This is a genomic window from Streptomyces sp. NPDC034043 (assembly GCF_055575675.1).
The window spans coordinates 656,574-680,587 of record NZ_JBVISF010000002.1 but is presented as its reverse complement, the minus strand read 5'-3'; the positions used below and the strand labels follow the sequence as shown (position 1 = coordinate 680,587).

Below are 24,014 nucleotides of genomic sequence, written 5' to 3'. Positions count from 1 at the left end.
GCACGATCAGGCTCCCCCGTGCGGGGGAGGGCCGCCGCCCCCCGGCGCCGAGCCGCGCACCCCCGTGCCGCGTCCTTCCGCCCGGCCCGCCCTCAGGGGGTCCGCGCGGCGCCGCCCGGGGTGGGGCGCGGATAGGTGCGGGACCGCTTCACGCTGCCGTACGCGAAGCTCGACTCGATCGACGCGATGCCGGGGATGGCGTGGATGCGGTGGCGCACCAGGGACTCGTACGCCTCCAGGTCCTCGATGACCACCCGGAGCAGGTAGTCGCTGCTGCCCGCCATCAGATAGCAGTCCTGGATGTGCTCGATGACGGCGACGTGCTCCTCGAACAGGGCGACGGCCTCCGCCGTGTGCCGTTCCAGGCGGATGCGCACGAAGACGGTGATCGGGAGCCCGAAGGACACCTGGTCCACCACCGCCGTGTAGCCGCGGATCAGGCCCGCCTCCTCCAGCCGGCGGACGCGGCGCAGGCAGGGGGAGGGGGAGAGGCGGACGCGGTCCGCGAGGTCCTGGTTGGAGAGGCGGCCGTCGGCCTGCAACTCCCGGATGATCTGCAGATCGACCGCGTCCACGGTTGCTCCTGGGGCTTCTCCGCCATTCCTTGGCAGATCCTGCCCCAAACGTATGTCCGAGCGGCAGAACTGGCAATCGGCTGCCCCGGCACAAGCCCTAACGTTGCCATGGAACGGGCCGGACCGGCCCGCTCTCACAGGCTGGAGCAGATTCCTTGGTCGCGACCAACACCACCGGCGCGGCCGCGCCCCACGACACGGCGGTCCCGCCGGCCGGAAACCCTCGCCGGCGCGGACCGTCACCGCAGGCCCGGGGGATGGCCGCGCTGCTGGTGACCGTGGCGATCTGGGCGGCCTTCGCCCTCAGCGCGCGCGGCCTGAGCGCCTCCACCCTCGAGCCCGCCGACGCGGCCCTGCTGCGCTTCGGCGTCCCGCTCCTCGTCCTGCTGCCGGCCCTGTGGCGGCGCAGGCGCCGCATCGCCGCCGTGAAGCCGGCCGCCGCCGTCAAGATCGTCTGCGGGGCGGGGGTGCCGTTCTTCCTCGCCGCCATGCACGGCGGATCCCTGACCTCGGCCGCCTTCGTCGGATCGATCGTCCCCGGCATGGTCCCGCTCTTCGTCGCCGCGCTGATGGCCGCCCGGGGCCACGGACTGCCCAGGGGCACGCAGGTGGCCGGACTCGCGCTGATCGCGGCCGGGGTGGCCGCCCTCGTCTGGCGGTACGTCGTCCCCGTGGACGCCGGCGTCCTGGAGGGAGCGGGCACGCTCCTGGTGGCCAGCGGCCTGTGGGCGCTGTACACGGTGGGGCTGCGGGACGTGGACCTCGACCCCGTCGGGTCGATCGGGCTGCTGTGCCTGCCCTCCTTCGCCGTGATCGGGCTGCTGGTGCTGACCGGAGTCCTCCCGACCGGCCTCGCCCACGCCACGGGCGGCGACATCGTCACCTTCCTCGTGGTGCAGGGGCTCGGGGTCGGGCTGTGCGCGGGCCTGCTGTACGCCTTCGCCATCCGCCGGCTCGGCGCCGAGCGCAGCTCCGTCGTCGGCAGCCTCAGCCCCGTCGCCGTCGTCCTCCTCGCCATTCCCGTCCTCGGCGAGTCCCCGACCCCGGCCGTGCTGGTCGGCGTACCGCTGATCACCGCCGGGGTGGTGCTGGCCAACCGCCGCCGTACACCCGTCCCTCCCCGTCCCCCCGTCCGTCCGCGTCCCCGCCCCGAGGTCCCCGCAGATGCTTGAGCTCCTTCCCCCGCCGCCCACCGACCCGCTGTGGGACCTGACCTACGAGTTCGGCTCCGACGAGCGGGCCGAGCGGCTGAACCTGGTCCTCGGCGTCTACCGCGACCACACCGGCCGCACCCCGGTCATGGCCGCCGTCCGCGAGGCCGAGATACGCCTCGCCGAGCGTTCCGAGTCCAAGGAGTACCGGGGGCTCTCGGGCAACGCCGCCTTCAACCGGGCCCTGCTGGACCTGGTCCTCGGCCCGCAGGGGCCGTCCGACCGCGCCGCGGCCGTGCAGACCGTCGCCGGCTCCGGCGCGCTGCGCCTGCTCGCCGACCTGATCTGCCGGACCCGCCCGGGCACCACCGTGTGGATCAGCGACCCCGCCTACGTCAACCACCGCCCCATCCTGGAGGCCGCGGGCCTGGAGGTCCGTACCTTCGGCTGGTGCGACGCCGAGGGCGGCTTCGACGCCGCCGGGGTCCTGGACGGCCTCGCGGGGGCGCGGCGCGACGACGTCGTCCTGCTCCAGGGGTGCTGCCACAACCCGACCGGGGCCGACCCCGCGCCGCGGGACTGGGCGGCGCTGGCGGAGCTGGCGGCCCGGAACGGCTGGGTCCCCTTCATCGACCTCGCCTACCACGGACTCGGCGACGGGCTGGAGGCCGATCTGGCGGCCACGCGCCTGCTGGCCGAGCGGGTCCCGGAGATGCTCATCGCCGTGAGCTGCTCCAAGAACTTCGGCCTCTACAGCGACCGCACCGGCTGCGCCATCGTCCTCGGCGCGTCCGCGCGGGCGGTGCGGCACGCCGAGACGGCCCTGCAGAACGCCGCCCGGACCCTGTACTCGATGCCGCCCGAGCACGGGGCCGCCGTCGTCACCACGATCCTGGACGACGCGGGGCTGCGGGACCTCTGGCGCGCGGAACTGGACGCGATGCGCGGCCGGATCGAGGCCAACCGGGCGGACCTGACCGCACGCCTGGACGCCATGGGGCACCAGGCGCAGGCGCGTTCACTCGCCCGGCAGCGGGGCATGTTCTCGATGCTGCCGCTGACGGCGCAGGAGATGCTCCGGCTGCGCCGGGAGTACGCGATCTACGGGACCACCGCCGGGCGCATCAACATCGCGGGCATCCCGGCCGACCGGATCCCCTGCCTCGCGCGGGGCATCGGGGGAGTGCTGGCGGGCCGCTGACGCGCCGAGGGGGGCGGCGGGTGCCGGGGAACGGGAGCGCCGGGGGGCACGCGGGCGGCGGAACGCGGAAGTGAGGGAACGCGCAACCCGTTCCGCAGGCACCCCCGACGTGACAGTCCCCGGTCGCCTCGCCGGTGCCATGAGCCATCCGCCGTCGCCGATGGCTCCCGTGGTCCGCGAGGACGGCCGGGGGCCTGGCCAGAGCCTGGACAAGGGTCACGCGGGCCCCGGGACGTCTCCCGAGGGAGGTGCGGCTCTTTCCGGTATTCCGGTGTATCACCGATTTTCCTCCGCGTCATCCCATAGTCAAGGGGAATGGGCGGATGAAATCCAGGAGCGAATGGCCGGATAGAACTGGCCTTGCGCAGGGCTGAGTTGGGGTGTGGCATCATGGCCGCATTGTCCGACCGCTGGGTTCGCCGGAGGACTGAGGGATGAAGTTACCTGGCTCCGCGTTACCGGCGTCGGAGGACAGGCGGCTCAGGCGCCGTCTCAAGAAGGTCCGCCAGACCTGCGAGGGACTGCTCGCGCAGTGGGGCATGGAGCACGGATGCGGCATCGACGAACTCCACGCATATCTCAGCGAGCAGCGCGGACGCCCCATCCATTTGATTCCGACGGCCTTCCCCGAGCGGCATCTCTTCGGCGTATGGCTGAAAACCGATGACTTCGACATCATCGCCTTCGAGAAGGCCGCTTCGGCGTCGCACAAGGAACACATCATTGCCCACGAGCTCGCCCACATCGCCTTCGACCACAACGGATCCGTCCAGCTCGATCAGCTCGGTGGCCCCGGCGCGGCACCAGAGGCCCCGGCGGCCGGCGCCGACGGCTCCGGCGGGCTGTTCTCGGACGTCGACCCGGACGCCGTCCGCGGCGTGCTGATGCGTTCCCGCTACAGCGACGACGAGGAGCAGGAGGCCGAGACCATGGCCTCGCTGATCCTCGCCCGCGCCACCAAGCGCTGGACCGAGCGCGCCTGGGGCGTGCCGGACGAGGCCGCCGAGATCGTGGCCCGGATCGAGAGCGGGCTCGGCAGGCCCGACCAGGGGCCCGCGTGATCTACACCGTCCTCGCGTGGGTCTGCGCCTTCGTGGGCCTCGCGGCCTTCGCCTACCGGCTCCCGGACCTGCTGCGCCGGAGGAACGACATCGCCCTGTGGGCGCTGTGCACCTACTTCCTGTGCTCCGGGATCAGCTTCCTCGTCGACCTGGACCAGCTCAGGCTGCACATTTCCGCCTTCTTCGGCCTGCCCAACATCACCTCCCTGATCACCCAGGCCGCCGTGGTGGTGCTGACCGCCGCGCAGCAGGTCGTCCTCGTGTACTGGTCCTCGCCGCCCGCCGAGGCCCGGCGCATGGCACGCCACCGCGTCCTGTTCTTCGGAGCGGCCCTCGCGGTCCTGGTCGTCAGCTCCTTCGCCGTCGGTCCGGTGGCGCACTCGGAGACGGCCACCTCCACGATCCTGCTCAGCATCCAGCACGGCAGCTACGCCCTCTACATGTCCTTCTACCTGCTGATCTGCGCCGTGGGCCAGTTCGAGACGGTGCGGCTGTCGCTGCGCTTCACGACGATGGCCAACCGGCAGTGGCTCAAGGTCGGCATGCGCACCGTCACCGTCGGCGCCAGCATGATCCTCGTCTACTGCGTCACCCGCGGCATCCAGATCGCCGGGACCCGCCTGGACTACGACGCGGCCGTGCTCGACCCCATCCAGTGGACCTGCGGCAGCGTCGGCGCCCTCCTCCAGATCGCCGGCTGGACCATCCCCTCCTGGGGGATCCGCATCACCCGCGCCCGGGGCTGGGCCCGCAGCTACCGCTCCTACCGGCGGCTGCGGCCCCTGTGGTGGGCGCTGTACGAGGCCACGCCCGACATCGCGCTGGACCCGCCGCGCTCCTGGCTGCGCGACCTGGTGCCGCCCCGGGACCCGCACTACCGCCTCTACCGGCGCGTCATCGAGATACGCGACGGCCAGCTGATCCTGCGCACCTCCCTCTCCCTGGAGGACTTCGTCCGCGTGGCCCGCTCCCTGGACCTCCCCGAGGACCCCACCTCCCCCCTGGGCGAGGCGCTCCAGGTACGCGCCGTCCTCAGCCGCCCGGCCGAGGAGCGGGCGGAGCGCGCCGAGCGGGCCGACACCTCCGACATCCCCGTACGGCCCCCGTACGAGGACTTCCGCGACGAGGTGGACTGGCTCAGCAAGGTGGCCTCCTCCTTCGACGACCTCGGCCGGCGCCGCGTCGGCGGGGTCGACGCCGGCCTGCTGTCATGACGGCGCCGGCCGGCCCGCCGGGCGGCGCCGAGGCCCGTGACGCGGCGGTCCGGCTCGCCGTACGCACCATCGGCCGACTCGTGGCCCTGGACACCGAGCGCGGCGCGACGGCCGCCCTGCCCGCCGTACGCGAGGCCGTGCGGCGGATCCCGGAACTGGCGGCCGGCCCCCCGGCCCTGCGCGCGTACGACCCGGACAGGCTCGCGGCCCTCGCCGAGCTGAGCGAGGTCATCGGCTGGATCCTCTTCGACGCGGGCCGCTACCGGCAGGCCGGCCGCATGAACGCCCGGGCACTGGCCCTGGCGGAGCTCTGCGGCGACCGCTGGACGGCCCGGCTGGTCCTGCTGAACCACAGCATGCTCACCGCCCACACCGGACGGCCGCGCGCCGCTCTGGAGGCCGCGGCCCGGGTGGGCGGGCCACGGCCGCTCCCCGCGAGGGTCGCGAGCCTCGTCCTGATCCGGCAGGCCCACGCGACGGCCCTGCTCGGCGGCCGGAAGGAGCCGCTGGAGCTGGTGTCCCGCGCCCGCAGCAGGTTCCTCGACGGCGTCTCCCGCCGGGATCCCCACTGGGCCTGGTGGATCGACGAGACCGAACTGCTGGGCCACGAGGGCTGGGTGCAGGCCAGGCTGCGCCGCTGGGACCGGGCCGTCCCGCTGCTGCACCGGGCGGCCACCGCCCCGGGCCCCTCCTACCGGCACCTGTTCACGGCGCAGCTGCTCGCGGCCCTCGCGGGCGCCGGGGACTGGCGCGAGGCGGAGGAGCTGATCGCACGGGTCGCTCCGGGCGCCGCCGCCATCGGGTCGGTACGGACCACCGAGACCCTCGGCGGGACGGCGCGCGCCCTCCGCCGTGACGCGGGCGTTCCGGCCCGGCTGCGGGACGCGGCGGCCTTCCTCCAGGAATCGCTGCCCGCATAGAACCCCGCAGGACCGGCAGCCGGACCGCCCGTCGGGCGGGGCCGCGGACCAGCAGGTGCGCGGATCACCGGACAACACACGGACAGACAGGACGACCTCATGCGCCCCTTAAGGATCTCCACGCCCGCCGCCGGCCTGCTGGCGGCGGCCGCGCTCCTCTTCGCCTTCGGCGGACCGGTCTCACAGGCCTCCCTCGGCACCGGCACCGCCTCGGCGGCGTCGGCGGAGGCGGACGCCGCCGCGACGGGGAGTGCGTACATCTCGACGCACCTCTACTTCGGCACGGGCAGGCACAACGGGCACCCGCCCATCACCGAGGAGCAGTTCAACCGGTTCATCGCCGACGTGGTCACGCCGCGCTTTCCTTCCGGGCTGACCCTTCAGGAGGGCCGCGGCCAGTGGCGTGACAAGGAGGGCGACATCAACCGGGAGAGATCGTACGAGCTGACGGTCATGTACCCGGTGCGCGAGGCCCACGCCCGGAACGCCGACATCGAGTACATCCGCAACCTCTACTGCACGATGTGGGAGCTGGAGTCGGTCGGCCGGGCCGATGTGCGGGCGGCGGTCGATTTCTGACGGACGACCGGTCCAGGGCCGTCGGAGGACGACCGCCGTTCCGGCGCGGCCCCGGTCCGCGCACCCGCGGACCGGGGCCGTCCGCCACCCCGCGCCGTGCCGCCCGTCGGCGGTGGCACCGGCCGCTTCCCGCGGCCCGGAAAGCCGGGTACGGTGATCGCCACGACGGGCCGACCCGTGTGCCGCCCGCGGCGCCGACCGACCGGCCGACCGGCCGCGGCGCCGAAGGCCGCCGGCCGCCCGCACCGGGTGCCGGGCGCTCGACGCAGAGCCCCGCGCCGGGCCCTCGGATAGGGTGAATCGGTACGAATCAGGCCCCCCGGGGTGAGGTCGGTGCATTGGACACTTACCAGTCGACGAGCAAGGTGCCCGATCCGCCGACGGCGGCGGTCGGGTACGCCGGCGTACTGCGCGAACTGCTCCCGATCGCCCTGTGGCGTGAGGACGCGGACGGCCGCGTCGTGGAGTGGTCCCTGGCCGCCCAGGACCTGCTGGGCCACCGCCCCGAGGACATCCTCGGCCGCCCCGGCACCGCCGTGCTCGTCCCCGAGGCCAACCGCGAGCTCGCCGACGACCTGACCCGCCGGGTCCAGGCCGGCGAAACCGTCGTCGGCACCCTGCCCGTGCGCCACCGCGACGGCCACCGGGTGGCGATGGAGATGTGGATCGTGCCCGCCGCCGACCCCCAGGGCCGTACGGGCGCCATGCTCATCGCCGTCGAGACCTCCGAGGTCCTGCGCATGCGGGACTCCCTCGCCGCCCTCCAGAGCCTCTTCACCCAGTCACCCATCGGCCTCGCCACCCTCGGCCCCGACCTGCGCTTCCTCCGCGTCAACGACGCCCTCGCCCGGATGAACGGCGTCCCCGCCGCCGAGCACCTCGGCAAACGCCTCACCGAGGTCGTACCCGGCGTCAACGCCACCGCCCTGGAGGCCACGATGCGCCAGGTGCTCGAACGGGGCACCGCCGTCGTCGACGTCCGCCGCACCGGCCGCACCCCCGCCGACCCCGACCAGGACCGCACCTGGTCCTGCTCCTACGCCCCCCTGCTCGACGGCGGCGGCCGCCCCCTCGGCCTGATCGCCTCCCTGATCGACATCACCGAGGGCCAGCGGGCCCAGCAAGAGGCCGAGCGGGCCCGGTCCCGCTTCGCCCTGCTCGCCGAGGCCGGCACCCGCATCGGGACCACCCTCGACCTGCGCCAGACCGCCCAGGAGATCGCCGACCTGCTGGTCCCGCAGCTCGCGGACTCGGCCGACGTACAGCTCCTCGAGGCCGTGCTCGACCCCGACGAGAGCGCCGTCGCCGCCGCCTCCACCCACGGGCTGCTGCGCAGGCTCGCCGCCACCTTCCCCGACCCCTCGGCCCCCACCTCCCGCCTCGCACCGGGCCAGACCTTCCGCATCCCCGCCGGGACCGTGTACGAGCGCGTCATCGCCGACGGCGTGCCCATGAACCTGTACGTCTCCGACATCCCCGCCCTGATCACCGACCCGCGCGCGGACGCCCTGCGCCAATACCTGGCCACCCTCGGATCGGCCCGCATGGTGCCCCTGGTCGCGCGCGGCAAGGTGCTCGGGGCGGTCGCCGTGACCCGGCTGCGCTCCCGCGAGCCCTTCGACGCGCAGGACTGCGTACTCATCGACGAACTCGTCGCCCGGGCCGCCCTCAACATCGACAACGCCCGGATGTACACCAGCCAGCGCCAGGCCGCCCTCACCCTCCAGCGCAGCCTCACCAACAGCGCCCTGCCCGACGTGCCCGGCCTGGAACTCACCGGGCGCTACCTGCCCGCCAGCGAACACGACGTCGGCGGCGACTGGTTCGACGTCATCCAGCTGCCCCGCGGCCGCACCGGACTCGTCATCGGCGACGTCATGGGCCACGGCATCCACGCGGCCGCCGTCATGGGCCAGCTGCGCACCGCCGTGCGCACCCTCGCCCGCCACGACGTACCGCCCGCCCAGCTGCTGCGCTCCCTCGACGCGGTCGTGGCCGACCTCGGCGAGGACGTGATGGCGACCTGCGTCTACGCCGTCCACGACCCGGCCGAGGGAGGCTGCGTCATCGCCCGCGCCGGCCACCCGCCGCCCGCCGTGGCCGGTCCCGACGGGCGGGTCGCCTTCCTCCAGGGCCCGCCCAACACCCCGCTCGGCACCGGCGGGCGGGAATTCCGCACCGAGGAGGTCCCGCTGCCCCCCGGCAGCCTGCTCGCCCTCTACACCGACGGGCTGATCGAGTGCCGTGACCGGGACCTCGACGAGGGGATGGACCGCCTCGCCGGGGTCCTGAGCGGGGCGGGCCGGCCGCTGGAGGAGCTGTGCGACGGCATCCTGGCGCGGCTGCTGCCCGCCGCCCCGCAGGACGACGTGGCCGTACTGCTGGCCCGCACCGCCCGCACCGCCCCCGCCGGGTGACGGCCCGCCGGGGCCGAGCTCACCAGCCCAGGTCCTCCAGGGCGTCCATGTCCAAGCCCAGCGGCAGCGGGGCCTCACCGCCCGACGGTGACAGCTCCGCCCAGATGACCTTGCCGCGCTCCGTGTAGCGGGTGCCCCACCGTTCGGCGTACTGGGCCACCAGGAACAGGCCCCGGCCCCCTTCGTCGGTGGTGGCCGCGTACCGCAGGTGCGGCGAGGTGCTGCTGCCGTCGGCGACCTCGCAGATCAGGTTCCGGTCGCGCAGCAGGCGGACCCGGATCGGTTCGTTCGCGTACCGGATGGCGTTGGTGATCAGCTCGCTGAGGATCAGCTCGGCCGTGAAGGACGCCTCGTCCAGCCCCCAGTCCCGCAGCTGGGCGGCGGCCTCCCGGCGCACCCGCGAGACGGCCGCCGGATCGTCGGGCACGTCCCACTCGGCGATCCGGTCCCGCTCCAGCCGCCGGGCGTCGGCCACCAGCAGCGCGATGTCGTCGCTCGGCGCCGGGAAGAGCATCGCCGCCAGCACGTCCGCGCAGGCCTCCTCGGGGCTGCGGCCGCGCCGCGACAGGGTCTCGCTCAGCAGCGTCAGCCCGCTGTCGAAGTCCCGGCCGCGGTCCTCCACCAGCCCGTCCGTGAACAGCACCAGCCGGCTCCCCTCGGGCAGCACCAGCCCCGCCGTCTCGAAGGGCATGCCGCCCACCCCGAGCGGGAGCCCGGTGGGCAGCTCGGGGAACTCCACCCGCCCGTCGGGGTGCACGAGGGCGGGCCCCGGGTGGCCGGCGCTGGCCATCGTGCACTGCCCCGACACCGGATCGTAGACGGCGTACAGGCAGGTGGCGCCCGTGATCCCGGCGGGCGGCTCCTCGGTCCCCCCGGCGAGGCCCGTGCCCCCGGCGTCGCCCTCGGCGGGCCCGCCGTCCTCCAGCTGGTCGATCCGGTCGGTCAGCTCGTCCAGATGGCCCAGCAGTTCGTCGGGCGGCATGTCCAGCGTGGAGAAGTTGTGCACGGCGGTCCGCAGCCGGCCCATCGTCGCCGCCGCGTGCACCCCGTGGCCGACCACGTCACCCACCACCAGCGCCACCCGCGCCCCCGGCAGCGGGATCACGTCGAACCAGTCCCCGCCCACCCCCGCCTTCGCCGGCAGGTACCGGAAGGCCGTGTCCACCGCGCTCAGCTCCGGCAGCACCCGGGGCAGCAGGCTCCGCTGGAGGGCCACCGCCGTCGCGTGCTCGCGGGTGAACCGGCGGGCGTTGTCGACGGAGACCGCCGCCCGCGCCCCCAGCTCCTCCGCGAAGGACAGGTCCTCCTCGTCGAAGGCCTCCGGGGTGTCCGCCGCCCGCCAGAAGTTGGCCATGCCCAGGACCACGCCCCGCGCCTGGAGCGGTACGGAGATCAGCGAGTGGAGCCCGTAGTCCAGGGCCTGCCTCGTCCCCGCCTCGTCCTGGGCCCGCCAGCCCATCGCCGCGTTCAGGTCGGCGGCCAGCACCGCGTGCCCGTCGGCCAGGGCCGCCGCCATCGGGGCCGTCGGCACCTCGAAGCGGATGATGTCCCCGACCGGCTGGAGCGGCTGGTCGGTGCGCGTGCCGCTCATCGCCGCCCGGCGCATCTCCGTGTGCACCCCCGCCGCCGGCGAGGGCTCGTCCCCGCGCAGCACCGGCTCCAGCAGCTCGACGGTGACGAAGTCCGCGAAACGCGGCACGGCCACCTCCGACAGTTCCTCGGCCGTCCGCACCACGTCCAGGGTGGTGCCGATCCGCACCCCCGCCTCGTACAGCATCTGGAGCCGCTCCCGGGCGACCTCGGCGCGCCCGGACAGTGCCGCGAGCTCGGTGGTGTCGCGCAGGGTGGTGACGCTGCCCGACGGCCGTCCGGCGAAGGGCTCCGTCGGGCGTACGTTGACGGCGAGCAGCCGGTCTCCCGCCAGGTGGACCTCGTCGGTGGCGACCCGCCCCGACAGCAGCAGCTCGGTGGTGCGGGGGTCCAGGCCGAGGTCGCCGACGTGCCGCTGCTCGGCATCGGGCGGCAGGTTCAGCAGCCGCCGGGCCTCGTCGTTGGCCAGCAGCAGCCGGTGATCGGCGCCGACGATCAGCACGCCCTCGCGCACGGCGTGCAGGACCGCCTCGTGGTGCTCGTTCATCCGGGCCATCTCCACGGCGCCCAGGCCGCGGGTCTGGCGCCGCAGCCGCCGGCTGACCAGGGCGGCGCCGCCGGTGCCCAGCAGCAGGGCGCCCGCGGCGGCGCCGACGAGCAGCGGCAGCTGCCCCTCCACCGTCTCGCCGACGTTCTCCACCTCGATGCCGGTGGCGACCAGCCCCACGACGGTGCCCCGGGCGTCCCGTACGGGGACCACCGCGCGGACCGCGTCACTGGGGTCGCCCGTGAACACCTCCGTGAAGGACTCCCCGGCCGCCGCGCGGGCGAGGTCTCCCGTGGCGCGCTGCCCGATCAGCTCGGGCCTGGAGTCCGTGTAGCGGACCCCGTCGGTGGTCATGACGGCGACGAAGTCCACCCCGGAGGCGCGGCGGGCGCCGTCGGCGAGCAGCTGCAGCTCGGCGGTGGGGTCGGGGGACTTGAGGGCCGCGGGCAGGCCCGGGGCGTGGGCGAAGGCCTCGGCGGCGGCCAGGGAACGGTCGCGGGCGTTGCGCTGGCTGTCGTAGCGCGCCTGGAACACCAGGGCCAGCGCGGCCGCGGTGATCAGTACCAGCACGATGACGGCGGTGACGGAGAACACCTGGCCGGCGATGCTGTTCCGGGCCAGCCAGAGGCGCGCGGGCAGGCTCGCCGGCCGCGTCTCCCTGTGCCGACCCGAACGTCCGGTCATGAGCCCTTTCTAACACTGTCGCCGCTCGCCGGAGCGGCGGCCGCGGCCGCCCGGTACGCGCGGGGGCTCAGACCGAAGGCCGCGCCGAAGTGCTGGCGGAAGGTGACCTCGCTGGCGAACCCGGCGCGCCGGGCCACTTCGGGCACCGGATGGTCGGTGCGTTCCAGGAGTTTGCGCGCCTCGTCCAGACGGCGGCTCAGCAGCCATTTGTGGGGTGTGGTGCCGGTGGCGGCGGTGAAGTGCCGGGCGAAGGAACGCGGGGACATGCCCGCCCAGCGGGCCAGTGCGGCCACGTCCAGCGGCTCGTGCAGCCGGCGCAGGGCCTGCTCCCGTACGGCGGCCAGCGCCTCGGCGGTACGGTCCGCCGCCGGGGTGGGCCGGTCGAGGTACTGGGCGTGGTCCCCGGTCCGGAAGGGGCCGGTCACCATCGAGCGGGCGATGGCGGCGGCGGCCTCGGCGCCGTGGGCCTCGCGGACCAGGTGCAGGCACAGGTCGATTCCGGAGGCTACCCCGGCGGAGGTCCACAGCCCGTCGTCCTCCACGAAGAGCGGGGCCTCCTCGACCAGCACCGCCGGGTAGCGGGCCGCGAGCTGAGGGGCCAGCCACCAGTGCGTCACCGCCCGGCGGCCGTCCAGCAGCCCGGCCTCGGCGAGGACGAACGCCCCGGCGCAGAGCGCGGCCACCGGCACCCCGCGGGCGTGCGCGGCGCGCAGGGCGGCGAGGACGGGCTCGGGCGTCGGGTCGGCCGGTTCGGCCAGCGCCGGTACGACGATCAGGTCGGCCCGGCCGAGCCAGTCCAGGCCCCGGTCGGGCATCAGGGTCAGCCCGCCGGGCAGACGGATCGGCCCGTCGTCCAGGGCGCAGCGGCGCAGCTCGAAGGGGGGCACCCCGGAGCGGCTCCGGTCCGGCCCCCAGACCTCCGTGATGACGGCGAGGTCGAAGCTGCGGATCCCGGGCTGGGCGACGATGGCGACGCGCTGCATGCGGCCACTGTGCCAGAGCCGGACGGGAAACGACTGCCAAGCTGGCAGGATCTCATCGTTTCCCGGCCCCGTCGCCCCTGGGGCGGGAGCGGCCGCGGGGACACGATGGAGCCATGACAGAGAACGCGATCGAGATCGCAGCCGACAGTGCCCTCCTCGTCATCGACGTCCAGAAGGGCTTCGACGACGCCTCCTTCTGGGGGCCGCGCGACAACCCGGACGCCGAGGAGAACATCGCCGCCCTCATGGACGCCTGGCGGGAGACCGGCCGTCCCGTGGTGCTGGTCCGGCACGCCTCGCGGCCCGGCTCGGTACTGGCCCCGGACCGCCCGGGACACGCCTTCAAGGAGTTCGTCGAGGAACGGCGCGGACAGGAGGCCCTGCTGGTCACCAAGACCGTCAACTCCGCCTTCTACGGCACTCCGGACCTGGCCGGGTGGCTCGACGGGAACGGTGTCCGCCAGCTGGTCGTCGCCGGGATCCAGACCAACATGTGCGTCGAGACGACGGCCCGGATGGCGGGGAACCTCGGCTACGAGGTGCTGGTCCCGCTGGACGCCACCCACACCTTCGACCTGGAGGGCCCGGACGGCCTGTCCCTCACCGCCGGCGAGCTGGCCGCCGCGACCGCGGTGAACCTCCAGGGCGGCGGCTTCGCCCGCGTGGTGACCACGGCCCGGCTGCTGGAGGCCGCCGCGGCCGTTCGGACCCCGTAGTGGCCTTCGCGCCCCCGTCCCCGGGAGCGGAACGCCCGAGGCCCGGCACCCCCGGGCGGGGGCGCCGGGCCTCGTGGGTCCGGGACGGGGTGCGGAAGGGGCTCAGAGCACGTCGGCGGCGATGTGCTCCGCGACCCGCTCCAGCAGGGGGCCGGCGTTCGGGATGGACTTCGCCGGGTCGGGCTCCAGGTCCGTCAGCGGGTACGCCTTGCGGATGCCCGCCGCCTCCAGCGCCTCCTGGTCCAGCAGCAGCCGGCCGCAGACCGCCACCACCGGCTTGCCCGCGGCGCGCGCCGCGGCGGCGACCCCGGCCGGGGCCTTGCCGTGCAGGGTCTGCTCGTCCAGGGAGCCCTCGCCGGTGATGACCAGCGTGGCCCGCTCCAGCGCGGGGGCGAAGCCCAGCACCTCCAGCATCAGCTCGATGCCGGGCCGGAACGTCGCGCCGAGCAGCAGGGCCCCGTAGCCGATGCCGCCCGCGCCGCCCGCGCCCGGGAGCACCGCGCAGTCCGCGGCCTTCGCGCCGATCGACTTCTCCAGCACCACCGCGAAGTGCGCCAGCGCCGCGTCGAGCGTGGCCACGTCCTCGGGCGAAGCGCCCTTCTGCGGGCCGTACACCGCCGCGCAGCCCTTGGGGCCGGTCAGCGGGTTGTCCACGTCGCTGGCCAGGACGAAGTCCACCTCCGCGAAGCGGGGGTCGACACCGGAGAGGTCCGCCGACGCCAGGGACGCCAGCGCGCCACCGCCCGGGCCGACCGGTTCGCCGTTCGCGTCCAGGAACACGGCGCCCAGCGCGGCCAGCATGCCCGCGCCGCCGTCGGTGGTGGCGCTGCCGCCCACGCCGAAGACGATGGAGCGCGCACCGGCGTCCAGCGCGGCCTTCAGCAGCTCGCCGGAGCCGTACGTGGTCGCCGTCAGCGGGGCGAAGGTACCCGCCGGCAGCAGCTGGAGCCCGGAGGCCTCCGCCATCTCGACCACGGCGGTGCCGTCGCGCAGCGCGAAAGCGGCCGTGACCTGCTCGCCGAGGGGTCCGGTGACCCGTACCTCCCGGCGTTCGAAACCGGCCGCGACGGCGGCCGCGACCGTACCGTCGCCGCCGTCCGCGACGGGGAGGGTCTCGACCTCCACGCCCGGGACGGCCCTGCGAAGGCCGGCCGTCACCCGCTCGGCGACCTGAACGGCCGTGAGCGAACCCTTGAATTTGTCCGCGGCGATGAGCACGCGCGCGGCCTCAGTTACTGCTCCGTCCGTCACCTTGCTATCCCTTGCTATCGAACAGTGCAGTCGCGCCACCATGAGCTTATCCGGAGGATCCTCCTATGCCCACGAGTGGCCTGGGCCACATGCGGCGCGCCATACAGGTAAATAGGGATATATGCCTGCATAGTGTGGCCGCATGAGCGCGGAATCACTGGAACAAGCAGCTCCGGACGCCCCCGCAGCGGGGCCCGGCGGCCCGGCGGACGGCTCCCCCGACCTCGGCGTCGTCACCGTCGGAGTGCTCGCCGTGCTCGCCGTCGTCGCCTGGGCGGCCCTCGGCAAGGAATCCTTCGACACCGCCTCCGGCACCGCGCTCGCCTGGGTGCTGAACAACTTCGCCTGGCTGTTCGTGATCGCCGCCGACGTCTTCCTCGTCATGTGCGTCGTCCTCGCCATCAGCCGCTTCGGCCGGATCCGGCTCGGCGCCGACGACTCCGAACCGGAATTCGGCAACCTCGCGTGGATCGCGATGATGTTCAGCGCGGGCATGGGCATCGGCCTGATGTTCTACGGGGTGGGGGAGCCCCTCACCCACTACCTGAACCCGCCCCCCGCCAGCGGCGCCGCCCCCGGCACCGGCGCCGCCGCCCGCGCCGCCCTGGACTACTCCTTCTTCCACTGGACGCTCACCCCCTGGGCCATCTACGGCATCGCCGGCCTCGCCCTCGCCTACGCCACCTTCCGCAAGGGCCGCGGCAACCGCCTCAGCTCCGCCTTCGTCCCCCTCATCGGCGAGGCCAGGGCCAACGGCGGGCCCGGCCGGGCCATCGACCTGCTCGCCGTCTTCGCCACCGTCTTCGGCACCGCGACCAGCCTCGGCCTCGGCGCCCTCCAGGTCGCCAAGGGCCTCAACATCACCACCGGCATCCAGGACACCACCGGCGTCGAGCTGATCATCATCGCCTCGCTCTCGGCCGCCTTCGTCCTGTCGGCCTTCTCCGGCCTGCACCGGGGCGTGAAATGGCTCAGCACCCTCAACATCGTGCTCGCCGCCGCCCTCATGCTCTTCGTCTTCGTCCTGGGCCCGACCGTCTACGTCCTCGACGTCATCCCGGCCGGCGTCGGCAGCTACCTGCACGAACTGCTGCCCATGGCCTCCCGCACCGGCGCCTTCACCGACAGCGCCTGGCTCGGCGCGTGGACGATCTTCTACTGGGCCTGGTGGCTCTCCTGGGCCCCCTTCGTCGGCACCTTCATCGCCCGCATCTCCCGCGGCCGCACCATCCGGGAGTTCCTCGTCGGCGTCCTGCTCGTCCCGAGCGGAGCCACCGTCGTCTGGTTCTGCGTCATGGGCGGCACCGCCATCCGCCTCGACTCCACCGGCGCCGCGGACCTCGCCTCCAAGGTCAAGGAGGGCGCGGAGGCCTCCCTGTTCGCCATGCTCGACGCGCTTCCGCTCGGCACCCTCACCTCCTGGGTGGCCATGGCCCTGGTCATGACGTACTTCGTCACCAGCGCCGACTCCGCCTCCCTGGTCATGGGCTCCCTCACCAGCCGGGGCTCCCTGCACCCGCCGACCTGGCTCGTCGTCACCTGGGGCGTGCTGATGGCCGCCGTGGCCGCCGTACTGCTCGTCGCGGGCGGCCTGAAATCCCTGCAGACCGCGACCATCCTCGTCGCCCTGCCCTTCGTGATCGTCATGCTGCTGCTGTGCTGGGCCCTGCTGAAGGAACTGCGCGCGGACCCCGGCGCGGGACCGGCCCGCCACCCCGCCCTCCACGGACTGCGGGACGCCGTCAAGGCCGTGGTCGGCGACGCCATCACCGAGCAGGGCCAGACCCGCCACCCCCGGCTGCGCCGCGTCGCCGAATCCCGCGGACGGGACCGCGAGGACGGCGGCGACACCCCTTAGACCCCCTGCGCGGAGATCGGCGCGGGCCCGCCCGGGACGGCGGTTCCGGACGGCGGCTAGGGTGGCCGCGTGACCACCACGGATGACTTCGCCACCTACGTCGCGAGCCTGCCCCGGGTGCTGGCCGGCGCCGCCGCCCTCTACCGCGATGCCGACGGCCGCGTCCTGCTCGTCGAGCCCAACTACCGTGACGGCTGGGCCCTGCCGGGCGGAACCATCGAGTCGGACCGGGGCGAGTCACCCCGGACGGCCGCTCGGCGCGAGAGCGCCGAGGAGATCGGCATCGACGTCCCGCTCGGCCGGCTCCTCGCCGTCGACTGGAGCCTGGGAGCCGGCCGCCCGCCACTGGTCGCCTACCTCTACGACGGCGGCGTGCTCGACGCCGGACAGCTCGCCTCCATCACCCTCCAGGAGGACGAACTGCTCTCCTGGAAGCTCGTCGGACCCGACGAGCTCACCCATTACCTCCTCGGACCGCTCGGCCTGCGCGCCCAAGAGGCGTACCGCGTCCTGGAGTCGGGCGAGGGCACCGTGGAACTGGAGAACGGCCGAAGGCCCGTCAACCGCTGAACCCCGCGCATCCGCACTCCTGCGACCAGGGCAGAATCAACAGATGATCACGATGTACGCCTGGCCGAGCACGGCCGACGGGCCCGACGCCCTTCCCATGGTCCACTTCACCACCGACGAACAGTCGGGCGGCGAGGTCTCCGAAGAGGGAATGCCGGTCTGGCTGTTCGACACCGCGATACGCGAGGGCGGCTGGTCCTCCTTCGAGGACTTCGAGGGCTGGTCCGCGCCCGCCGAGGGCTGGCAGGCCTTCTACCGCCGCGAGGACGACGTCCTCGCCGTCACCGGCCCCGGCACCTGCGAGGGCTGGTACCAGGGCCGGCTCGGCGCCGACGACGACTGGATCAAGGCGGCCGCCACCCAGAACAGCGTGGTCCTGCTCGCCGCCCCCGTCCAGCACCCGTCCCTCTACGCCTACGCCGTCGAAGCCGGCGCCGGCTTCGCGCTGCTCGTCCCGCTGGTGGTGATCTGACCCAGGGCCGCCGCGCCGCTCTCGAACTCCAGCAGCCGCACCTTGCGCTCGATGCCACCGCCGTATCCGGTCATCGAGCCCGAGGCCCCGATCACCCGGTGGCAGGGGATGATGATCCCGACCGGGTTCTTGCCGTTGGCCAGGCCGACCGCGCGCGAGGCGTTCGGCTTGCCGAGCTCCGCCGCGAGCCGCCCGTACGACCACGTCTGCCCGTACGGGATCCGTACGAGCTGCTCCCAGACGCTGCGCTGGAAGTCGGTGCCCTCCAGCCGGACCGGCACGGTGAACTCGGTCAGCCCGCCGGCGAAGTACGCGGCGAGCTGCCGCACCACTTCGGGGAACGGCTCCTCGGCCGCCGAGACCCGCTCGCCGAAGGACTCCTCGGCCGGCCGGTGGCGCTGGCCGGTCATGTAGAGCCCGCTGAGGACCCCGTCCGTGGCGACCAGGGTGAGCGACCCGTAGGGGCTGTCCACGACGGTGTACTGCTTGCTGCCGGTGCTGCTCACGACTGTGCTCCTCGTTCGGGCATGCGGTTGATCGGGTGGGCTTCGGTGGCCCACAGGTACTGGACGGCGTACGCGCGCCAGGGCCGCCAGTGGCCCGCGCGGGCGGTCAGGGCGGCGGGTGTGGACGGCAGCCCCAGCCCCCGGGCCGCCCGGCGGACCCCCAGATCGGCGGGGAGGAAGGCGTCCGGGTCGCCCAGCGCCCGCATCGCGATGATCTCGGTGGTCCACGGCCCGAAGCCGGGCAGCGCGGACAGCCGCGCGCGGGCCGCCTCCCAGTCGCTGTCGATCCCGAGCGGCAGCGAACCGTCGGCCAGGGCGGCGACCAGGGTGGTGAGGGTGGTGCGGCGGCTGCGCGGCATCGACAGGGCCTCCGGGTCGATGGCGGCCAGCGCCGCGGGGGACGGGAACAGGTGGGTCAGCCCGCCGTGCGGGTCCTCGACGGGCTCCCCGTACGCGGTCACCAGCCGGGCCGCGTGCGTACGCGCGGCCGCGGTGGACACCTGCTGCCCCAGGACCGCCCGTACGGCGAACTCCGCCGCGTCGACGGTACGGGGAACCCGGCGCCCGGGGCCCTGGTCCACGAGCGGGGCCAGCAGCGGATCGGTGCGGAGCTGACCGTCGACGGCCTCCGGGTCGGCGTCCAGGTCCAGCATCCACCGGCAGCGGCTGATGGCGATGGTCAGGTCCCGCAGGTCGGTCAGCGCGAGCCGGCAGCCGATGTGATCGGGGCCGGGCGACAGCGCGACCACTCCGGAGCCGTACGGGAGCCTCAGCGTCCGCCGGTAGGCCCCGTCACGCCACTCCTCGACCCCGGGGACGGCGGTCGCGGCGAGGTGCCCGAAGAGGTTGTCGGGGTTGAGCGGGGCCCGGTACGGCAGCCGCAGGCTGATCGTCCCGGGGATCCGCGGCTCCCGCCGCCCCGCCCGCGCGGCACGCAGCCGCAGCTCGCCGGGGGTCAGCGCGAAGACCTCCCGTACGGTCTCGTTGAAGTTCCGGATGGAGGAGAAGCCGGCCGCGAAGGCGACGTCGCCCATCGGCAGCTCGGATGTCTCGATGAGCAGCCGGGCGGTCTGCGCGCGCTGCGCCCGGGCCAGGGCCAGCGGCCCGGCCCCGAGCTCGGCGTTGAGCTGCCGTTCCACCTGCCGGGTCGAGTACCCGAGCCGCACGGCCAGGCCCGGGACCCCCTCGCGGTCGACCACCCCGTCCCGGATCAGACGCATGGCGCGGGCGACGGCGTCGGCGCGCGCGTTCCACTCGGGGGACCCCGGGCTGGTGTCGGGCCGGCACCGCTTGCAGGCCCGGTACCCGGCCTGCTGGCAGGCGGCAGCGCTGGGCAGGAAGCTCATGTTCTCGACCTTGGGCGGAACGGCCGGGCAGCTGGGCCGGCAGTAGATGCCGGTCGTCCGGACCGCGGTGAAGAACCACCCGTCGAACCGGGCGTCCTTCGACTGCACGGCCCTGACGCAGCGGTCGGTGTCGGTGTACATGGCTCCAGCATCCCGTCCGCCCCCGGCCGGGGCTGGCGGTTTTCCGACATCAAGACTACGCCCGCCGTACCGTCAGGCCTGTGTCACCATTGCTCGATCCCGGCAACGGTCTGCGAGATCACCTCCACCACCTGGTTGACCCCGGCCACGTCGAGGGTGACGTTGTCCACGGTGAGGAAGCACTGGTAGGCGCCCTTGTTCCCCGCGCTGCGCCGTACTCCCGGCAGCTTGCTCACGATCCGGTCAAGGCGCAGATTTATCGACTGGCGGGCGGACTTGCCCGAGGTGAGCGAGGGGACGGGGATCCCGGAGGTGACCGAGAGCTCGATTTCGAGTGACGCGCGTCCCAGACTGGTGAAGTTCTTGATCCGTACGACGATTTCCACCTGACGGGACCGGCTGTTCATCCGGCACTCGCCCTCGCTGGCGGCGTATTCGTTCATGCCGGCGTACAGGTGCCCGATCCGCCGGCACAGGTCCTGCTCCGGGACGGCGTCCGTGCCGCTGGCCATCTGGATGATGGACTCTGCCTCGCGCAGTACGCTGACGAAGAGCCCGACGTTCTCCGGACGCTGGCCGGGGTTCTTGTCCGTAGCTTGTCGGTAGAGGCCGATCAAGGCGTCGGCGGCCCGGTCGTCGATCCATTCGCCCAGGTCGCGGGTGAGGATCTCGATGTTCTTCGTGAAGTTCTCTCCGCTCGGGTCCCGGCCGGTGACCACGAAGAACATCAGCTGGGCCAGGCTGAAAACGTCCACGGTTTCGCTACGGGCGGTTTTGGCATTGGGTTCGAACAACTGTTCTGGTGCGGCGTAATTGATCACTCCGCCGACACCGATGTTGGTGGTGACGGTCCTGTTGGTCTCGTGATAGGCGAGGTCGAAGTCGGTCAGATACGGCTGGAGCCGTCCGGTTTCGCCGTCGTACGTGGCGATGATGTTCTCAGGTTTGATGTCCCGGTGACGGACCTGCTGCGAGTGGGCGTGCCTGACCGTTTCGCAGATGTCGATCATCAGCTGGAGAACCACTTCGGGTTCCTCACGGTTGATGTAGGCCTTGCGCAGGTTGTCGCCGGGGATGGCGTCCATCAGGAAGCCGTACGGTGCCGAGATCATCTCGTGCACCCGCACGATGTGCGGGTGGGCCAGCTTGCGCATGTTGTGGTAGCCGTTGGCGAAGCGGCGGACCTTCACCTCGTCGTCGAGTTCGTTGCCGTGGAAGACTTTCAATGCGTAGGCCTTGCCATCCTGGTCCTCAAGCAGCCACACGTGGCCGTAGCCGCCGTGGCCGAGAGGTCGGACCACCCGCCCGAACCTGGTCTCCTCACCCACGCTGAGGTCCCCGAGATTCTTGCGGAACTCCCGTACGCGGGCTGTCAGGGACTGCCAGTCGGGGTTCCGCTTGACGTCCGGCAGCGCCTTTTCGGTGTCGTCGAACCACTTGACCAGGGAGACCAGCTGGGCCGAACAGTGTTTGGCGCCGTATTTGAGCCGTACGTTGCGTTCTGACAGCTCGCTCAGCTGAAGGTAGTGGTACTCATCGACCAGGGAGTGGGCTTTGGCGAGATTGTGCGCGAGCTCGTCCTTGCCGATGGGCGGCCCCTCCCTGGGCGGGAAGCCTCGCCCGAGGACGACGGTGCCGGCGATGTCGCCCTTGAAGACAGGCGTCTGAATGTCTTCCGCCACGACCCCGGCCACGTAGTCGTAGACGCCCAGGAGGGTGACTTCGCCGCTCCAGTTCACGGCCGACCCCATTAGGGCCTCGGTCAGGGCAGTGGTGAAGACGCCGCGTCCGGAGAGCTCCAGCGCCGTCTGTTCGGGGCGGCAGGCAGCGAGGATGCAGCGGCTTTCATTGACGGCCGGTACCTCGCGCTCGATGTCCCCGGCTTGGAGCGGCCGGCTGCTGGTCCAGGTGAAGGCCGAACCTGAGTGACAGCAGTCGAGGACGGTGACGACGTGCTTGTATCGGTGACTCGCCGACTCCATCAGCTGACCGAGGTGGCTCAGCGAGATGCCGAGGTCGAATGCCTCCCCGTCGTAGGTGACCAGATGTCCTGCCTGCCCGAGCACCGCGCCGTGTCCGGCGAAGTAGAAGAGCAGGGTCTCACCCTCTTCCTCGCCGTAGGCGAGCTCGGACAGGGCGCGGACGATGTTGCCGCGAGTGGCCTGCGAATCGACCAGCAGCTTGCAGTCGAAGTCGAACTCGGGGAAGGACAGGCAGGTCGCCATGTCCCTCGCGTCGTTGACGCACCCCGCCAAGGGGGCCTCCCCGTAACGGTCGATCCCTACGATCACGGCTCTGTTCACGTGACTTCCCCCGGGGCAGGACGAGTGCTTCGTTGTGCTGCGAATGCTAAACAACCCACCGCCGAGCGCTAGCCCCGCGGACAGGAGTATCCATTCGGCAGCACGCAAAGTTTGCCGTGCTGCTGTGCCGCGCGGTCCTGGAGGTCTGATGGGTGCTGCGCTCCGCTGTGGTTGGAGTGTGTCCTGATACGACGAGGGCCCCCGACGCCTCATGGCGTCCGGGGCCCTCGTGTGTACAGCTCGGCGCGGCGTTACGGCAGCTGCGCCGCGCGTGCCTCGCGCCGGTTGTGGCGGAACGTGTTCGCGCGACGGGTCGTCGCGAACAGCGGGATGGTCGCCGCGAGGGCGATCTGCAGGGCGCAGCCGGTCTGGAGGAGCAGCTGGCCGCCCGGGGCGTCGAACGCCCAGGCCGCCAGGAGGCCCATCGCCCCGACGATCCAGCTCAGCATCGCCGCCGCGAGGACACCCCGCGGCTTGGGGTACTCGACCCGGCTCACCATCAGCCACGCCACCCCGATGATCGCCAGCAGCGTCGGGATGAACGGGAGCTCCAGCAGCACGATGGAGACCACCGTCAGCGCGCCGAAGGGGCTCGGCATGCCCTGGAACATGCCGTCCTTCATCGTCACGCAGCTGAATCTCGCGAGCCTGAGGACGACCGCCAGCAGGACCACGATCGCCGCGAGCGCCGACATCTTCTGGTGCGCGTCGTCGGCGACCATGCCGTAGACCAGCACGAAGTACGCGGGCGCCAGCCCGAAGCTGATCAGGTCGGAGAGATTGTCCAGCTCCGCGCCCATCGGCGAGCTGCGCAGCTTGCGGGCGACGATGCCGTCGAAGAGGTCGAAGACCGCCGCGAGCAGCATCAGTATCACCGCGGTCGCCGCGCTGTGCCGGGCCATGCCCGACTCGCCGCTGCCGGTGAGGTGCGGGATGAGGATTCCGGTGGTGGTGAAGTACACCGCCATGAATCCGCACGTGGCGTTACCGAGGGTGAGGGTGTCCGCTATCGACAGCCGCAGCGAGAGCGGCATGTCGTCCTCGGCGGACTCCTCCTCCGCGGATTCGGGCACCCAGCTGGTGGCAGGAGTCTCGGGGTCAGTCACGGTCAATTCGGGTCACCCCCGCGGTGGTGGCCTGACCGACCTCGACCGCGACCTCGACGCCCTCCGGGAGGTAGATGTCGACGCGGGAGCCGAAGCGGATCAGACCGATGCGTTCGCCCTGCTCCACCTTGGTTCCGGCCGGCAGGTACGGGACGATGCGGCGCGCGACGGCGCCGGCGATCTGCACCATCTCGATGTCGCCGAGCTCGGTGTCGAAGTGCCAGACAACGCGCTCGTTGTTCTCGCTCTCCTTGTTGAACGCCGGGACGAACCCGCCGGGGATGTGCTCCACGGACGTCACCGTGCCCGCCAGGGGCGCGCGGTTGACGTGGACGTTCAGCGGGCTCATGAAGATCGCGACGCGGGTGCGCCCGTCCTTCCACGGCATGATGCTCTGCACCACACCGTCGGCGGGCGAGATGACACGGCCCTGGGCGATCTCGCGCTCGGGGTCGCGGAAGAACCACAGCATGCCCGCCGCGAGAGCGGTGACGGGCACGGCCGCCGCGGCCCAGCGTCCGGACTTGCGGGCCCGGGTGAGGCTGAGCGCCGCGGTGGCGACGGTCGGCAGAAGCCACGGCGATGCTCCGCGCGCGAGGCGTACGCCGGTAAGGCTGTCGCGGTGTGCAGAGGTTTGGCTGTGGGGCATGGATGACCTTCGTAGCGGGTGATTGCCGCGCCGCAAACGGGGGGACGGGACGGCGGCTTTACTGGAATGCTATCGGTTGCGCGCAACAACTGGGCAAGCCAGAAGCCGAGTCGATGGCCGTCGGCCAGTGACTGCTGGTGACTCTTCTGCGGTGGATCATCGGATGATCCACCG

General features: G+C 72.8%; 20 protein-coding genes. 11 read left to right on the top strand and 9 right to left on the bottom strand.

All coding sequences use genetic code 11. From position 1 onward, the window contains the following. Positions 1-92 precede the first annotated feature (92 nt). Entirely contained in the window at positions 93-575 is a 483-nt protein-coding gene (locus ACZ51S_RS07740) for an Lrp/AsnC family transcriptional regulator (protein ID WP_468479914.1), read from the bottom strand. A 155-nt stretch (positions 576-730) separates the two neighbouring features. On the opposite strand from ACZ51S_RS07740, the gene ACZ51S_RS07735 reads away from it, so the two are divergent. The 7 genes from ACZ51S_RS07735 (at position 731) to ACZ51S_RS07705 (ending at position 9,118) form a co-directional block, all read left to right on the top strand. Beyond that, positions 731-1,747 (top strand): DMT family transporter, encoded by a 1,017-nt coding sequence (locus tag ACZ51S_RS07735; RefSeq protein ID WP_468479913.1) that lies wholly within the window; start codon positions 731-733, stop codon positions 1,745-1,747. Continuing rightward, positions 1,740-2,927: an amino acid aminotransferase gene (locus tag ACZ51S_RS07730; RefSeq protein ID WP_468479912.1), complete on the top strand. Its 1,188-nt coding sequence runs from the start codon at positions 1,740-1,742 to the stop codon at positions 2,925-2,927. The genes ACZ51S_RS07735 and ACZ51S_RS07730 overlap by 8 nt, the downstream gene beginning before the upstream one ends. Positions 2,928-3,361: 434 nt before the next feature. Further along, complete coding sequence (locus ACZ51S_RS07725) at positions 3,362-3,988, top strand: hypothetical protein (RefSeq protein WP_468479911.1); 627 nt, start codon at positions 3,362-3,364, stop codon at positions 3,986-3,988. Then, the gene (locus ACZ51S_RS07720) at positions 3,985-5,202 is read left to right on the top strand and encodes an MAB_1171c family putative transporter (RefSeq protein WP_468802415.1); all 1,218 of its coding nucleotides are present in this window, start codon (positions 3,985-3,987) and stop codon (positions 5,200-5,202) included. Before ACZ51S_RS07725 ends, ACZ51S_RS07720 begins: the two co-directional genes overlap by 4 nt. Then, on the top strand, positions 5,199-6,122 hold the full coding sequence (locus ACZ51S_RS07715; RefSeq protein ID WP_468802416.1) for a DNA-binding protein: 924 nt from the start codon (positions 5,199-5,201) through the stop codon (positions 6,120-6,122). Before ACZ51S_RS07720 ends, ACZ51S_RS07715 begins: the two co-directional genes overlap by 4 nt. Positions 6,123-6,221: 99 nt before the next feature. Further along, positions 6,222-6,701, top strand: coding sequence for a DUF3574 domain-containing protein (locus ACZ51S_RS07710; RefSeq protein ID WP_468479687.1), 480 nt, complete (start codon positions 6,222-6,224; stop codon positions 6,699-6,701). Between the two features lie 338 nt (positions 6,702-7,039). Further along, complete coding sequence (locus ACZ51S_RS07705) at positions 7,040-9,118, top strand: SpoIIE family protein phosphatase (protein ID WP_468479686.1); 2,079 nt, start codon at positions 7,040-7,042, stop codon at positions 9,116-9,118. Positions 9,119-9,137: 19 nt separating this feature from the next. Here ACZ51S_RS07705 and ACZ51S_RS07700 read toward each other — a convergent pair whose 3' ends face one another. Further along, positions 9,138-11,939: a SpoIIE family protein phosphatase gene (locus ACZ51S_RS07700; RefSeq protein ID WP_468960084.1), complete on the bottom strand. Its 2,802-nt coding sequence runs from the start codon at positions 11,937-11,939 to the stop codon at positions 9,138-9,140. Beyond that, positions 11,936-12,922: a GlxA family transcriptional regulator gene (locus ACZ51S_RS07695; protein WP_468479684.1), complete on the bottom strand. Its 987-nt coding sequence runs from the start codon at positions 12,920-12,922 to the stop codon at positions 11,936-11,938. The genes ACZ51S_RS07700 and ACZ51S_RS07695 overlap by 4 nt, the downstream gene beginning before the upstream one ends. 113 nt (positions 12,923-13,035) lie before the next feature. On the opposite strand from ACZ51S_RS07695, the gene ACZ51S_RS07690 reads away from it, so the two are divergent. Then, a complete protein-coding gene (locus ACZ51S_RS07690; RefSeq protein ID WP_468802418.1) occupies positions 13,036-13,638 on the top strand; it encodes a cysteine hydrolase family protein in 603 nt (200 codons plus the stop codon). Positions 13,639-13,740: 102 nt separating this feature from the next. Here the strand turns inward: ACZ51S_RS07690 and ACZ51S_RS07685 are convergent, their stop codons facing one another. Beyond that, positions 13,741-14,889, bottom strand: a complete 1,149-nt coding sequence (locus tag ACZ51S_RS07685; RefSeq protein WP_468802419.1) for a glycerate kinase — start codon at positions 14,887-14,889, stop codon at positions 13,741-13,743. A gap of 142 nt (positions 14,890-15,031) precedes the next feature. Between ACZ51S_RS07685 and ACZ51S_RS07680 the strand changes: the two genes are divergently transcribed. From ACZ51S_RS07680 to ACZ51S_RS07670, 3 genes are all read left to right on the top strand, one after another. Then, positions 15,032-16,747, top strand: a complete 1,716-nt coding sequence (locus ACZ51S_RS07680; RefSeq protein ID WP_468479682.1) for a BCCT family transporter — start codon at positions 15,032-15,034, stop codon at positions 16,745-16,747. A gap of 69 nt (positions 16,748-16,816) precedes the next feature. Beyond that, on the top strand, positions 16,817-17,317 hold the full coding sequence (locus ACZ51S_RS07675) for an NUDIX domain-containing protein (protein WP_468479681.1): 501 nt from the start codon (positions 16,817-16,819) through the stop codon (positions 17,315-17,317). Positions 17,318-17,360: 43 nt separating this feature from the next. Further along, positions 17,361-17,789, top strand: coding sequence for a hypothetical protein (locus tag ACZ51S_RS07670; protein WP_468479680.1), 429 nt, complete (start codon positions 17,361-17,363; stop codon positions 17,787-17,789). Here the strand turns inward: ACZ51S_RS07670 and ACZ51S_RS07665 are convergent. The 5 genes from ACZ51S_RS07665 to ACZ51S_RS07645 all read right to left on the bottom strand — a co-directional run bounded on the left by ACZ51S_RS07665 (position 17,732) and on the right by ACZ51S_RS07645 (position 23,840). After that, positions 17,732-18,295 (bottom strand): methylated-DNA--[protein]-cysteine S-methyltransferase, encoded by a 564-nt coding sequence (locus ACZ51S_RS07665; RefSeq protein WP_468479679.1) that lies wholly within the window; start codon positions 18,293-18,295, stop codon positions 17,732-17,734. The two genes, ACZ51S_RS07670 and ACZ51S_RS07665, sit on opposite strands and share 58 nt — an antisense overlap. Then, positions 18,292-19,782, bottom strand: a complete 1,491-nt coding sequence (locus tag ACZ51S_RS07660; protein WP_468479678.1) for an AlkA N-terminal domain-containing protein — start codon at positions 19,780-19,782, stop codon at positions 18,292-18,294. Before ACZ51S_RS07660 ends, ACZ51S_RS07665 begins: the two co-directional genes overlap by 4 nt. 83 nt (positions 19,783-19,865) lie before the next feature. Beyond that, positions 19,866-22,298: a protein kinase domain-containing protein gene (locus tag ACZ51S_RS07655; RefSeq protein ID WP_468960079.1), complete on the bottom strand. Its 2,433-nt coding sequence runs from the start codon at positions 22,296-22,298 to the stop codon at positions 19,866-19,868. 38 nt (positions 22,299-22,336) lie between these two features. Further along, on the bottom strand, positions 22,337-23,197 hold the full coding sequence (gene pssA / locus ACZ51S_RS07650; protein WP_468960076.1) for a CDP-diacylglycerol--serine O-phosphatidyltransferase: 861 nt from the start codon (positions 23,195-23,197) through the stop codon (positions 22,337-22,339). Further along, positions 23,184-23,840, bottom strand: coding sequence for a phosphatidylserine decarboxylase (locus ACZ51S_RS07645; RefSeq protein WP_388942687.1), 657 nt, complete (start codon positions 23,838-23,840; stop codon positions 23,184-23,186). The genes pssA and ACZ51S_RS07645 overlap by 14 nt, the downstream gene beginning before the upstream one ends. Between the last annotated feature and the right edge of the window lie 174 nt (positions 23,841-24,014).